Origin of the sequence: Pseudoalteromonas sp. NEC-BIFX-2020_002, assembly GCF_013002825.1 — a bacterium.
GTDB lineage: Bacteria > Pseudomonadota > Gammaproteobacteria > Enterobacterales > Alteromonadaceae > Pseudoalteromonas > Pseudoalteromonas neustonica.
Map to the genome: position 1 here is coordinate 181,309 of NZ_JABEPJ010000003.1, position 14,903 is coordinate 196,211.

Genomic DNA, 14,903 nt, shown 5'->3' on the forward strand with positions numbered 1-14,903 from the left:
AGAGGTTCAGAGTACAGGTGTACGCTAGAAAGCTGACCACTTCGTTGTACATTTCAGCGTAAAATAGAACACAATTTAGTATTAAGCTAAGGTAATTACCCATGAGAAGAGCCGTTATTACGGGCATCGGTGTTGTATCAAGCATCGGTAACAACAAAGAAGAAGTATTAGAATCGTTAAAAACAGGTAAAAGCGGCATCGCTTTTAACCCTGAATTTGCTGAATATAAATTACGTAGTAATGTATCAGGCAAAATTGATATTGACGTTAAAGAGTTTGTTGACCGTAAAGCAATGCGCTTTATGGGTGATGCTGCTGCTTATTCGTATATTTCGATGGCACAAGCAATAGATGATTCAGGTTTATCTGATGATCAAGTATCAAATGAACGCACTGGTATTATTGTAGGTTCTGGTGGTGGTTCATCTAAATGGCAAGTAGAAGCGGCCGATATTTTACGTGAAAAAGGCGTAAAACGTGTAGGCCCTTACATGGTACCACGTACTATGGCAAGTACCACGTCAGCATGTTTAGCAACACCGTTTAAAATCAAAGGTGTTAACTACTCAATCAGCTCAGCATGTGCAACCTCTGCACACTGTATTGGTAATGCCGTAGAGCAAATCCAATTAGGCAAGCAAGACGTTGTTTTTGCTGGTGGCGGTGAAGAGTTACATTGGACGCTAGCAATGGAATTTGACGCAATGGGCGCACTTTCTACTAAATATAACGAAACGCCTGAAAAAGCGTCACGCACATATGATGCAAACCGCGATGGTTTTGTTATATCTGGCGGTGGCGGTATTGTTGTTGTTGAAGAGTTAGAACATGCACTTGCTCGTGGCGCACATATTTATGCTGAGATTGTTGGTTACGGTGCAACATCTGATGGCTATGACATGGTTGCTCCATCAGGTGAAGGTGCGGCACGTTGTATGCGTCAAGCAATGCAAGATGTAGATAGCATTGATTACCTAAACACTCATGGTACATCGACACCTGTAGGTGATGTGAAAGAATTAGGTGCAATTCAAGAAGTATTCGGTGGTAATTCACCAATGATCAGTGCAACTAAAGCAATGACCGGGCATGCACTGGGCGCTGCTGGTGTGCATGAAGCTATTTTCTCTCTACTGATGTTAGAGCACAGTTTTGTTGCACCTTCAATCAATATTGATGAACTTGATGAACAAGCTGCTGGCTTAAACATTATCACTGAGCGTAAAGACGTTGAGCTAAATACTGTTATGTCTAACAGCTTTGGTTTTGGTGGCACTAACGCCACGCTAGTGATGAGTAAATATAAAGGCTAATTAGTCAAAAGTTAGTTAGTTTAGAAGCCGAGCAACTTGCTCGGCTTTTTCGTTTTCAAAGCGAGCTATGTTCGTTACAATGGCGGCTCTTCGTGCCAACAGGATTTGTTAATGAAAATACTTGCTGATCAAAATATGCCACTTGTTGAGCAATACTTTGCTGATTTTGGTGAAGTAACGCGTTTCGATGGGCGTACTTTACAAAGTGAACAGTTAATCGATGTTGATGTATTACTTACGCGTTCAGTTACGCAGGTTAATAGCGCATTGCTTCACAGTGCAAATAAATTGAAGTTTGTAGGTACTGCAACCATTGGTATCGATCATATAGACACCGCACTTTTAAAAGATCGTAATATCGCATTTACAAGTGCGCCTGGGTGTAATGCAATAGCAGTTGCTGAATATGTAATTAGTAGTATTTTTGCTTTGTGCCAAGAAAATGCAAGTAGTATTGAAGGCAAGACAATTGGTATTGTTGGGGTTGGAAGCATAGGTAGTTGTTTGCGTGAAAAGTTAAAAGCGCTAAATGTCACCGTATTAGTGTGCGATCCACCTAAATATGAAGCCGGGCAGCTTGATGAACATCAAGATCTAGAGTTGCTACTAACTCAATCTGACATCGTAACATTTCATGTTCCTTTGATAAAAACAGGCAAACACAGCACGTTGCATTTGCTGAATAAAGCACGTTTGTTAGCGCTCAAAGCCGGTACTATTATCATCAATGCCAGCAGAGGCGACGTTATTGATAATCAAGCCTTGCTTGAGGTAATGCAAGATGGTGCACAACTTGATTTAGTTATTGACGTATGGGAAAACGAACCCACAATATTAACTGAGCTTCTTGAATATACACGATTGGCAAGTGTGCATATTGCAGGGCACACACTTGAAGGTAAAGCACGTGGTACACAAATGCTGTATCAAAAGCTATGTGAACTTGAAAAGGTCGAAGCGAAGAAATCCTTAGCTGATTTTTTACCTGTACCAAGTATTACGGATATTAACCTGCAGGAAACATTTGATATACCTGATCTTGGTCAACTTATTCATCTTATCTATGATGTGCGCCGAGATGACGGTATTTTACGACGAGATTTGGTAAATCAAGGTTTTGATAGCCTTAGAAAAAACTATCCAATTAGGCGTGAATTCAGCACGCTAAATATCACAGGCGCAAATCAGCATGCAGATGTACTAGCGGCGCTCGGGTTTAACTTAATATAATTTAGACAATGGCCATAAGGGCGGTTGTTAATAGAGGAATACACATGTCACAAAAATATAATGTTGCCGTACTTGGTGCTACAGGTCTTGTTGGCCGCCAAATTATTGAAACGTTAGAAGATCGTAAGTTTCCTGTTGATCAATTATTTTTATTGGCAAGCAGCCGCAGTGCCGGTGAAGATATTAAGTTTCGTGGTGAAACTATAGAAGTGCAAGATGTTGAAGGTTTTGACTTTAGTCAAGCGCATATTGGCTTGTTTTCAGCAGGTGGCAGTGTGTCAGAAAAATATGCACCGATTGCAGCTGATGCGGGCTGTATAGTTATTGATAACACATCACATTTTAGAAATGACTTTGAAGTACCATTGATTGTGCCTGAAGTTAATGCTGCAAGTTTGGCTGATTTCAGAAACCGCAATATTATTGCCAATCCTAACTGCTCAACGATTCAAATGATGGTGGCATTAAAGCCGATATACGATGCGTACGGTATTGACCGTATTAATGTATCGACCTATCAAGCAGTATCGGGTGCTGGCAAAGAAGCCGTTGATGAGCTTGCAAAACAAACTGCAAATCTAATGAATGCGCGCCCAGTTGATAGCCAAGTATTTCCAAAGCAGATGGCATTCAATGTAATCCCACAAATTGATGTGTTTGAAGATAACGGCTATACACGCGAAGAAATGAAAATGGTTAATGAAACCCATAAAATATTGGGTGACACTACTATTGCAGTAAACCCAACATGTGTGCGAGTACCTGTGTTTTTTGGTCATTCTGAAGCGATAAACATTGAAACACGCATGCCATATGATTTTGAACATGTTAAGCAGTTACTCAAAGATGCCCCGGGCCTTGAACTTATTGAAGATGAAGGTGATTATCCAACGCCAGTATCAGATGCAAGCGGTAATGATACTGTTTATGTAGGGCGTTTACGTCAAGATATTTCGCACCCGCATGGATTAAATATGTGGGTTGTTAGCGATAATACCCGAAAAGGCGCAGCTACTAATAGTGTACAAATAGCTGAAGAGCTTATTGCAAATTATCTTTAAGAATAAGTAGAAATAGCGGCAAATTGCCGCTTTTTTATTTTTAAACTGCCAAATAATTGCCGCATGATGGCTAAAAGCGTATAAACTTAACAATAACTATAAAAACTCTTCCGGCTGATAAAATTTAAGCTATTAAGTATCAAAGTGTTGCGATAGATATAAAGACGCAACTGGTTTATAGTTTGCAACTGGAATAGAGCTTGCAAGAAAATTGAATTAACTATTTTATTTATGTCAGTTATTTCTGCAAGAAATAATCAATGTTTAAGCGCCTGTTTTTTAGGTGCTGCGTTAACATTTAAACATTAAAGGATCAGCATGCGCGGTTTAGCTACACTCCTCTTATTAGCGTCTGCATTGGTGGCAACACCAATATACTCCCAAGACGGCACCCAACTAAAAGGGCCTAAAGGCGTTGATTACGGCGTTCAAGGGCGTTCAATTGGACCAATAAAGCCAACCGATACGTTATGGCGTATTGCAGCGAAAGTGCGACCAGATAACTCTGTAAGTATTTATCAGGTGATGCAGGCATTGTATGAGAAAAACCCCAATTCATTTTTAGATCAAAATCTAAATCATATGCGTGATGGCGCGTACCTCAAAATACCTACACTACGCGAAATTCGTAACATTAGCCCTCAATTAGCAAAACAACGATCTGAGCAAGATGATGACTTATGGGATAAAAAGAAAAACGGAACATTAACTCAAAGTGATATCGAAAGCTCCAAAACAAAAGTAACACAAGCGCGAAAAGTTGATGTTGACGAAGCAAAAAAAGAATTAAAACAAGAAATCAACACGATAAAAACCGAGCAAGGTACGCAACTTGTTGAGTTGCAAAAGCAATTTAAATCATCAGTTGAAAATGTTGAAGAGATCTTAGTTGAAAATAATAATTTAAAAAAGCAGCTAACCGGTATTTCTAAAGAGCTCGAAAAAGTGCGAAATCAGCTAGGACAAGATAGTGAAATTCAGCAGCAACTAAAAGAGTTAATTGCAAAGCAAAATGAGTTTATAGAGCAGCAAAAGGTAAAAAAGCAACAAGAGGAGAGTGAGTTTGATTTTGCCGCGTTATTGGCAAATCCGTTTGTTCTTATTTTACTAATGACGATACCGGCTTTATTAATTGTTTTTGCAGTGGTGATGTTTTTACGTAAACGTAATAAAGAAGATGAAGTAATTGACGACGATGAGTTTTTACCACAAAGCCCTAGTTATGTTCCAGACGAAGATATTGATTTAGGCCCCTCAATAGATCCTATCATTCCTGATCCAGTACAAGATGATTTAAGTGTCCAACTCGATGATAACTTAGACAGCGATATGCTGCCTGATGATGACATTATTTTTGATGACAGTATTGATGATGAAAGTATTGATGACGATTTTGAAGATGGCGACAGTCTATTAAATCAAGACGAACTCGATGGTCTATTAAGTGATGACATCGTATTTGATGATGAAGTCAAAGAAGATGATGAGTTAGATATCTTCATGCAGCAAGATTTTGACCAACAAGACGATGATAGTTTAGGCGATGATATCGACTTGGATCTTGATGCCGAAAAAGGTGACGGGGATATTTTAAGTGCAGAAGACCTAGATGACTTATTTGCAGAAGATGCCGTTGACAGCTCTTCTGCGCCTGCAAACGGGGAAATTGATGATTCCCTCGATGAGTTAGAATCAGATGATGCCCTTGCTGCGCTCAGTGAAGAACTTGCTAGTGAAGATGATGACTTTGATATAGATGAACTCATCGATGCACAAAGTTCTGTTAACGAAGAGCCAGAACTTGATGTACTTAATAATAACGATGAGGATTTTGACTTAGACGACATTGACAGCTTAATCGATGATGCTGCCGCGGAGCCTGAAAAACCAGCCGAGTTAGTTGATGAAGACGACACTGATTTTGACTTGGACGACATTGACAGCCTTATTGATGATGCTGCCGCGGAGCCTGAAAAACCAGCCGAGTTAGTTGATGAAGACGACACTGATTTTGACTTGGACGACATTGACAGCCTTATTGATGATGATGCTGCCGCGGAGCCTGAAAAACCAACAGAGTTAGTCGATGAAGACGACACTGATTTTGACTTGGACGACATTGACAGCTTAATTGATGACGCTGCCGCAGAGCCTGAAAAACCAGCCGAGTTAGTCGATGAAGACGACACTGATTTTGACTTGGACGACATTGATAGCCTTATTGATGATGCTGCCGCAGAGCCTGAAAAACCAACAGAGTTAGTCGATGAAGACGACACTGATTTTGATTTAGACGACATTGACAGCTTAATTGATGACGCAGCCGCAGAGCCTGAAAAACCAACAGAATTAGTCGATGAAGACGACACTGATTTTGATTTAGACGACATTGACAGCTTAATTGATGACGCAGCCGCAGAGCCTGAAAAACCAACAGAGTTAGTCGATGAAGACGACACTGATTTTGATTTAGACGACATTGATAGCCTTATTGATGACGCAGAGCCTGAAAAACCAACAGAGCTGGTCGATGAAGACGACACTGATTTTGACTTAGACGATATTGATAGTTTAATCGATGATGTTGATCACAATACTGATTTAGATGAAGCCCTTTCTGATTCAATGAATGAATTATCAGGTGTTGAAGATGAGCTTAATCTAGATGAAGTAGAATCACTAGTATCGAGCTTAGCCGATGAGCCTGAAGTTGAACCAGAGCCTGAAGTTGAACCAGAGCCTGAAGTTGAACCAGAGCCCGAAGTTGAACCAGAGCTTGAGGTTGAACCAGAGCCCGAAGTTGAACCAGAGCCAGAAGCTGAACCAGAGCCAGAAGTTGAACCAGAGCCCGAAGTTGAACCAGAGCCAGAAGAAGAACCAGAGCCAGAAGAAGAACCAGAGCCTGAAGTTGAACCAGAGCCTGAAGTTGAACCAGAGCTTGAAGTTGAACCAGAGCTTGAAGTTGAACCAGAGCTTGAAGTTGAACCAGAGCTTGAAGTTGAACCAGAGCCTGAAGTTGAACCAGAGCCAGAAGTTGAACCAGAGCCTGAAGTTGAACCAGAGCCTGAAGTTGAACCAGAGCTAGAAGCTGAACCAGAGCCAGAAGAAGAACCAGAGCCTGAAGTTGAACCAGAGCTTGAAGTTGAACCAGAGCTTGAAGTTGAACCAGAGCTTGAAGTTGAACCAGAGCCTGAAGCTGAACCAGAGCCAGAAGTTGAACCAGAGCCAGAAGTTGAATCAGAGCCTGAAGCTGAACCAGAGCCTGAAGTTGAACCAGAGCCTGAAGTTGAACCAGAGCTTGAAGTTGAACCAGAGCCTGAAGTTGAATCAGAGCTTGAAGAAGAATCAGAGCCTGAAGTTGAATCAGAGCTTGAGGTTGAACCAGAGCCTGAAGTTGAATCAGAGCCTGAAGTTGAACCAGAGCTTGAAGTTGAACCAGAGCCAGAAGTTGAACCAGAGCCAGAAGTTGAACCAGAGCTTGAAGTTGAACCAGAGCCAGAAGTTGAACCAGAGCCCGAAGTTGAATCAGAGCCTGAAGTTGAACCAGAGCCTGAAATTGAATCAGAGCCCGAAGAAGAATCTGAGCCTGAAGTTGAATCAGAGCCAGAAGTTGAACCAGAGCCTGAAATTGAATCAGAGCCCGAAGAAGAATCTGAGCCTGAAGTTGAATCAGGGCCAGAAGTTGAACCAGAGCCTGAAATTGAACCAGAGCTTGAGCCAGAGATAGATCTTTTAGATGATAGCTTGCTGGATGAAGTAAGTGAGGATTCTGCAGATGATTTATTGGATGAAGACGATTTATTAGAAGAATATAACGATCCATCATTAAAAAGTGTTGATGAGCTCCTTAGTGAGTTGCAAGAGGAAGACGACTATGTGGAAACACCACAATGGTCTGACATTGATGAACTAGATGATGATATAGAAGAAGTTGAAATTGATTTAGGTGATGATCCACTTGCCGATGAAATTGATTTAGCTGTAGATGATGAAGATTTAAATAATGAGATAGTGACACCTAGCAAAGAGCTAAGTGAGTATCCGGATCTCGAGCTTGATGATGAAGATGATAGCTTAATTGAAGAGAATGACTCTTCTGATCTGCTGTTAAGTCAAGCAGAACAAGATCTTGCTAATGCTATGGCAGGTGGTGAAGATTTAAATAGCTTAGATCATGATTTTGATGATGAATTATTGATTGAAGATGAATTACTCAGTGGTGAGGTTCAAGAGCAAGAGCCTGTAGCTGATACACAGGAAAAAGAATCTGTAAATAAGCCGACAGATGAATCTATTGGCAGTGAATTAAGTGCTGATGATTTAAATAGCGATTTTGCAGCAGAGCTTGATAACACATTTGATCACTCTGACGACACTCAAATGAAGTCAGATCTTAGCTCTTTCTCAGATGAGGAGCTTGATGATGATTTCATGGCAGATCTCACCCAAACTGACTTTGATTCACTTTTAAGTGAATTAGGAGAACCTGAGGATTTAGAGATAGATGATAGCTCTGAATTTGATGTTGATTTTAATGCGTTATTAAGTGACGATTTAGACGCAATTGAAGAGCTATCCGAAATAGAAGAATCGCTTCCAGAAAAAAGCACAAATGTTGATGATGGTGCGTTAGATGAAGAGTTCGTTGATATTGATTCATTGATTGAGCAAAGTGATGATCTAAATAGTGATCATGAACCTTATAATGATGTGAATATAGATGTCGGTTTAAGTGAATTTGATGCTTTGCTTGCAGGCGATAACCCAACAGACGTAGATGCTGAAAGTGGTGGCTACTCTGCAAAGCTAGACTTAGCACGTGCTTATATTGAAATAGATGATATGGATGCAGCGCTTGAGGCGATCGATGATGTTATTGAAAATGGCCCTGAAGAAGTACAAGAAGAGGCGCAAAGTCTTAAAGCAAAATTAATATAAATATATACCCAAGCCACCTCGAGATGCGAGCGTCGTTGGAATTTAAAGCGGTTTAGAGAAGGCATTGATTGCAAGTAATAGTGGTTCTATTGTTAAAATCAATCCCTTATAAAAGTATCATAGTATAAATCGCTTTAAAAACAAAACGTTGGAGGGCGTTTCACAGGTGCTTTCTCTCATCGTTGTTACTTCTTAAAATGGATTGCCATTGTTGTAAAGTAACGCCTTGATATTAAGCTCCTGTGAAACGCGAATTCTGCATCTTGAGGTGACTTGGGTATAGTATCCACATAACAAAAAATGGAGGGCAAACTTAGTTTCCCCTCCATTTTTATTGCAATCGAAAACTCAGCATCCCACAGCCATAGGTTTATTTGCATTGAGTCGCTTTTATTGCAGCGTGAGATAGCATAAAATGCCCCGTTCATTAGCACAGTAGGTAAAGCAGTTATTATGCGAGTAGCACTTGGAGTTGAATACAATGGCGCCCGTTACAGTGGTTGGCAACGTCAATCTCATGTAAATAGTGTACAACAAGAAGTAGAAACTGCGTTATCGCGCATTTGTAATCATCCAGTTGAAATCATCTGCGCCGGACGCACTGATGCAGGGGTGCACGGGACAGGGCAAGTAATACATTTTAACACTGATGCAGATCGCGATATGGTTGCATTTACCCTAGGTATGAACACTTTACTGCCAAAAGACATCGCTATTCGTTTCGCAAAGCCTGTCAATGATGATTTTCATGCTCGTTTTAGTGCTACTGCACGTCGTTATCGCTATGTTATTTATAATAATCCACTTCGTGGTGCGGTCCTTAATGAAGGTGTTACCCATTACCATCACGCACTTGATGAGACAAAAATGCAAGAGGCATGTCAGTACTTAATAGGTAAGCATGATTTCACTTCATTTCGCGCGATACATTGCCAAGCAAATACGGCTATTCGCACTATTCATCATTTATCTGTTGAGCGTCAAGGCAGTTATGTCATCATTGATATAAAAGCAAATGCATTCTTACATCACATGGTTCGTAATATTACGGGTTGTTTAACTGATATAGGTATTCACAAGCAAGAGCCGATATGGCTTAAAGAGCTTCTTGATTTAAAAGAACGCGCTAAAGCAAGTGCAACAGCAAAAGCTGCTGGTTTATATTTAGTCGATGTAGATTATCCAGTCGAGTTTGAAATACCGTCAACGCCGTTAGGCCCTTTATTTTTGCCTGAGACACACGGTTAGTTGTCGTTAATTTAAACGATTAATTGCAGGGGTTTCACTACTAAGACCAGTTTTTTATACCGCATGTGTGGAATTCATGTTTTAATTGATAAAATTTGTCTGTCATCATAACTTGGCAGGAACGCAGCAAAGCACCGAATAGTATTAAGAGAGTTGCAAATGAGTTGGCTAGAAAAAATCTTACCTAAAACAACAAAATCTTCAGGTCGTAAAGAGATCCCTGAAGGTGTTTGGGCAAAATGTACAGACTGTGATTCAATTCTATATAAAGCTGAATTAGAGAAATCACTCCATGTATGTCCTAAGTGTGATCATCACATGCGTATTAGTGGCCGTAAACGTCTTGAACACTTTTTAGATGAAGGTGAACGTCAAGAATTAGGGACACAACACGAGCCAAAAGATATTTTAAAGTTTAAAGACTCAAAAAAATATTCTGATCGTATCACTGCAGCGCAAAAATCAAGCGGTGAGAAAGATGCGTTAGTCGCAATTAAAGGGCGTCTAAAAGGTATTCCAGTTGCAGCAGTTGCATTCGAATTCTCATTTATGGGCGGTTCAATGGCATCGGTGGTAGGGGCACGTTTTGTTGATGCTGTTGATCAATGTTTAGAGCATAACATGCCGCTTATTTGTTTTTCAGCGTCAGGTGGTGCACGTATGCAAGAAGCTCTTATGTCGCTTATGCAAATGGCAAAAACAAGTGCTGCACTTGCTAAAATGAGTGAAAAAGGCCTACCGTTTATTTCCGTAATGACCGATCCTACAATGGGTGGTGTATCAGCTTCATTAGCGATGCTAGGCGATATAAACGTTGCTGAGCCAAAAGCATTAATTGGTTTTGCGGGTCCGCGTGTTATAGAACAGACAGTGCGCGAAACTTTACCTGAAGGCTTCCAACGCAGTGAATTCTTACTAGAGCACGGTGCAATCGATATGATTGTTGACCGTCGTGAAATGCGTGACACACTTGCGCGCGTGTTAGCTAAATTTATGAACTTGCCTTCTACGGAACAAGAGCATAGAGTAGCGTAAATTTCAGCTTTACTGATCACGCTATGACAAAAAATATTCCTAGCCAATCATCAAGCCTTGATGATTGGCTTTGTTATTTAGAAAGTGTTCACCCTGCAAATATTGCAATGGGTTTAGAACGCGTTGCCCAAGTTGCCGACGATGTAGGTTTACTTGGTACTTCAAGTAAAATTATTCTTATTGCTGGCACTAATGGTAAAGGCACAACAGCCCGTTGTTTAGAATCACTTCTTTTGGCACAGGGCCATACTGTTGGTACCTATGCATCCCCTCACTTAATTCGTTATAACGAACGTGTGCGTATAAATGGCGCAGAGCTTGATGATCAATTTCATGTTGATGCTTTTGATTTGCTCGAAAAGGGCCGTAGCGATACACCACTTACTTATTTTGAATACGCGACTTTAGGGGCTTTAGCAATATTTAAACGCCATGCGGTTGATTACGTGCTGCTAGAGGTTGGTTTAGGTGGGCGCTTTGATGCCACCAATATTGTTACCCCGTTTGCTAGTGTTATCACCACAGTTGACTTAGATCATAAAGAATACCTTGGTGACACCCGAGAGTTAGTTGGGTATGACAAAGCGGGTATCTTCAGAACCAATACACCAGCGATAGTGGGTGATTTAGCAATACCTCACACAGTAACTGATTACGGGAAAAAAATTAATGCACAGATGCATTTATCAGGGCGTGACTTTAAGTTTGTTGAGCATGCAACTCGTTTTAGTTGGCAGTGTAAAGAGTTTAACTATGAGTTTGATAAGCCTGCAATACCATGTCAAAACGTCGCAACAGCTTTAACTACCTTAAAAGTCTTGGGTTTATTACCCAGTGAGGCTGTTATTCGTCGCTGTTTAAATGATTTAGTTGTAGAAGGGCGTTTTCAAAAGCTAAGTAAATCTCCACTGGTCTATACTGATGTGGCACATAACCCTGAGTCGGCACGTTACTTAGCGCGTAAGTTAGCCCAATACAAAGATAAAGGCTTTAAAATTCATGCGTTAGCAGCTATGCTTGCGGATAAAGACAAAGTTGCTGTTTTAAAAGAAGTTAGCCCTTTAGTTGATGCTTGGTCATTAGCTGGACTTGATTGTTTTAGGGGTGATACAGTAGATAATATTGCAAAATCAATGGATGCTGTGAATACAAACGCACCTATTGAACGATTTGACAGTGTTGATATAGCACTTGATAGTGTCTTGCCTCGCTTAGATGAGCAAACTTTATTGATTGTTTTTGGTTCATTTATAACTGTTGCAGCAGCCATTAATTATTGGAAAAAATAGAGAGAAATCCGATGAACTCAGGTTTTATAAATCGTTTAGTCGGCACAAGCATTGTGGTGATTGCAGCAATCGTGTTTATTCCAAATATTCTCGATGGTGAAAAAGTACATTACAAAGAAGGCTTTAAAGCTATTCCTGAACGCCCTGAGTTCAAAACCATTGATCTACAAGATACTCTAGACCAACGTGTTGCAAGTGCTGAACAGCCTAAAGAACCACAAATTGAAAACATTATCGCGGATGATGATATTACGAGTGCTGTCGAAACTGTCGAGCAAGAGAATATTGATAGTGGCAATGACAGGAAAATGGTCGAGGCAAGTACAGAGCAAACTACAATCAGTGAAATAAAACAGCAACCTCAAGTTGTCGTAAAACAACCTGAACCTAAACGTGCTGCAGATGAAAACCTTTCAAAAATGGCTTATGTTATTCAGCTGGGTAGTTTTTCTCATGCAGCTAATGTGAAATCACTACAAGCCAAACTTACTGCAAACGGATTTAAAACGTTTACCCGCCCAGTTAAAACCCCTAATGGTACTTTAACTAAAGTTTTTGTGGGCCCGTCGCTCGATAAAGCGCAGCTTGAGAGCAAATTACCACAATTGAAAGCGCTTACTAAACTAAACGGTAAAGTGACACAGTTTGAAGTAACAAAATGATCTGGCATTTAGGGCTAACCTCTTATAGAATGCGCCCCAAATTAACGACTAGTTGGTTCATATGATCTGGGTTGATTACGCCATTTTTGGCATTATTGCACTGTCTACTATTATCGGTTTGATTCGTGGCTTTATAAAAGAAGCAATGTCTTTAGCTGTATGGGCTGGTGCATTTATCATCTCAAGTTTATTTTACCAATATTTAGCATCCTTCCTAACCAGTATTTCTGAACCCCTTTTAAGAAATGCAGCGGCCATAGCCATATTATTCTTTGCGACGCTACTGTTAGGCGGACTGTTAAACTACCTGCTAGGTGAACTTGTACAACGTACAGGTCTGTCTGGTACTGACCGTGTCTTTGGCATTGTCTTTGGTGCACTTCGTGGCGTGTTGGTCGTGAGCGCGTTACTCTTCTTTCTTGATGCTTTTACTGGTGCACCTAATACGCACTGGTGGGGTAACTCTATTTTGATCCCAGAATTTGGCTTTGTTGTTGAGTGGTTTTTTTCATACCTCGAAAACAATTCAAGCTTTTTAAATTCGGTCAACCGTTAATCGGCGAGGAAAAATTTCATGTGTGGTATCGTTGGAATAGTCGGAACATCTCCTGTAAATCAGGCGATTTATGATGGCTTAACTGTTTTGCAACACCGTGGCCAAGATGCTGCGGGCATCATTACCATTGAAAACAACACCTTTAGTTTACGTAAAGCAAATGGCTTAGTGAAAGATGTATTTCACACCCGTCATATGAAGCGTTTACAAGGCACAATTGGTATCGGTCATGTGCGCTACCCTACAGCTGGCTCGTCTAGCTCATCTGAAGCGCAGCCTTTTTATGTTAACTCACCGTTCGGTATTGCTTTAGCGCATAATGGTAACTTAACGAACGCTGAGCAGCTTAAAGAACAATTGTTCTCAGAGGCTCGTCGTCACGTAAATACCACATCGGATTCTGAAATTCTGCTTAATGTTATGGCACATGAATTCAGCAAACCTAATAAGCTAAAACTTGACCCAGAAGACATTTTTAATGGTGTCACTGAAGTTAATAATAAAGTTCAAGGTGGTTATGCAACCATCGCAATGGTTATTGGCCATGGTATTGTTGCATTTCGCGATCCAAATGGTATTCGTCCATTGGTATTTGGCAAGCGTGAAGCTGCAAATGGCACAGAGTATATGTTTGCTTCTGAAAGTGTTGCACTAAAAACAGATGGTTTTGAGTTTGTACGTGATGTAGCACCCGGTGAGGCTATTTATGTAACTGAAGCTGGCGAATTTTATTCGCAAGCATGTGCCGATAAAGCATCGTACTCACCGTGTATTTTTGAGTTTGTATATTTTGCTCGTCCAGATTCAAACATTGATAATATGTCTGTTTACGCAACGCGCGTTAATATGGGCACAAAATTGGGTGAGAAAATAGCACGAGAGTGGGCTGATAAAGACATTGATGTGGTTATCCCAATCCCAGAAACATCATGTGATGTGGCGTTAGAAATCGCCCGTGTACTTAATTTACCTTATCGTCAAGGCTTTGTTAAAAACCGCTATATTGGGCGTACATTTATTATGCCTGGTCAAGAAATGCGTAAAAAGTCAGTACGTCAAAAGCTTAATGCCATTGACCGTGAGTTTAAAGGTAAAAACGTATTGTTAGTTGATGACTCTATTGTACGTGGTACTACGTCAGCGCAAATCGTTGAAATGGCGCGTGAGTCTGGCGCTAAAAACGTGTATTTTGCCTCAGCCGCGCCGGAAATTCGTTTCCCTAATGTATATGGTATTGATATGCCATCAGCGGCAGAGCTTATTGCGCACGGCCGTGAAGTTGAAGATATCAATGCAAGTATTGGTTCAGATGGTTTGATTTTCCAATCGTTACCAGATTTGATTGCTGCAGTTGCACAAGAGAATCCAGAGATAACTAAATTTGAAACCTCGGTATTTGATGGTCAATATATTACCGGTGGTATAGATCAAGCGTATTTAGATCGTATTGAAAAACTGCGTAATGATTCAGCAAAAAATACGCGTGAAAGTGCGATGTCTTCAGGTTTAGAGTTACACAATCAAGAAGAAAATGGTTCAGATTAATTAACTCGTTAAATCTGCAAGCATAA

General features: G+C 40.5%; 10 protein-coding genes. All 10 read left to right on the forward strand.

Going from position 1 to position 14,903, the window contains the following annotated elements; all coding sequences use genetic code 11:
- The first annotated feature begins 101 nt into the window (after positions 1 to 101).
- Positions 102 to 1,313, forward strand: a complete 1,212-nt coding sequence (gene fabB, locus HJP15_RS05160; protein ID WP_054203198.1) for a beta-ketoacyl-ACP synthase I — start codon at positions 102 to 104, stop codon at positions 1,311 to 1,313.
- A gap of 111 nt (positions 1,314 to 1,424) precedes the next feature.
- On the forward strand, positions 1,425 to 2,543 hold the full coding sequence (locus tag HJP15_RS05165; protein ID WP_170173186.1) for a 4-phosphoerythronate dehydrogenase: 1,119 nt from the start codon (positions 1,425 to 1,427) through the stop codon (positions 2,541 to 2,543).
- A 44-nt stretch (positions 2,544 to 2,587) separates the two neighbouring features.
- Positions 2,588 to 3,604: an aspartate-semialdehyde dehydrogenase gene (locus HJP15_RS05170; RefSeq protein ID WP_054203196.1), complete on the forward strand. Its 1,017-nt coding sequence runs from the start codon at positions 2,588 to 2,590 to the stop codon at positions 3,602 to 3,604.
- A gap of 318 nt (positions 3,605 to 3,922) precedes the next feature.
- A complete protein-coding gene (locus HJP15_RS05175; protein WP_170173187.1) occupies positions 3,923 to 8,542 on the forward strand; it encodes a FimV/HubP family polar landmark protein in 4,620 nt (1,539 codons plus the stop codon).
- A 453-nt stretch (positions 8,543 to 8,995) separates the two neighbouring features.
- Positions 8,996 to 9,790: a tRNA pseudouridine(38-40) synthase TruA gene (truA, locus tag HJP15_RS05180; RefSeq protein WP_054206288.1), complete on the forward strand. Its 795-nt coding sequence runs from the start codon at positions 8,996 to 8,998 to the stop codon at positions 9,788 to 9,790.
- A 159-nt stretch (positions 9,791 to 9,949) separates the two neighbouring features.
- A complete protein-coding gene (gene accD / locus HJP15_RS05185; RefSeq protein WP_054206289.1) occupies positions 9,950 to 10,825 on the forward strand; it encodes an acetyl-CoA carboxylase, carboxyltransferase subunit beta in 876 nt (291 codons plus the stop codon).
- Positions 10,826 to 10,848: 23 nt separating this feature from the next.
- Complete coding sequence (folC, locus tag HJP15_RS05190; RefSeq protein WP_170173188.1) at positions 10,849 to 12,114, forward strand: bifunctional tetrahydrofolate synthase/dihydrofolate synthase; 1,266 nt, start codon at positions 10,849 to 10,851, stop codon at positions 12,112 to 12,114.
- Positions 12,115 to 12,125: 11 nt separating this feature from the next.
- The gene (locus HJP15_RS05195; RefSeq protein WP_170173189.1) at positions 12,126 to 12,776 is read left to right on the forward strand and encodes an SPOR domain-containing protein; all 651 of its coding nucleotides are present in this window, start codon (positions 12,126 to 12,128) and stop codon (positions 12,774 to 12,776) included.
- 61 nt (positions 12,777 to 12,837) lie between these two features.
- Positions 12,838 to 13,332: a CvpA family protein gene (locus tag HJP15_RS05200; protein ID WP_054206292.1), complete on the forward strand. Its 495-nt coding sequence runs from the start codon at positions 12,838 to 12,840 to the stop codon at positions 13,330 to 13,332.
- An 18-nt stretch (positions 13,333 to 13,350) separates the two neighbouring features.
- Positions 13,351 to 14,877 (forward strand): amidophosphoribosyltransferase, encoded by a 1,527-nt coding sequence (gene purF / locus HJP15_RS05205; RefSeq protein ID WP_054206293.1) that lies wholly within the window; start codon positions 13,351 to 13,353, stop codon positions 14,875 to 14,877.
- Positions 14,878 to 14,903: the final 26 nt, after the last annotated feature.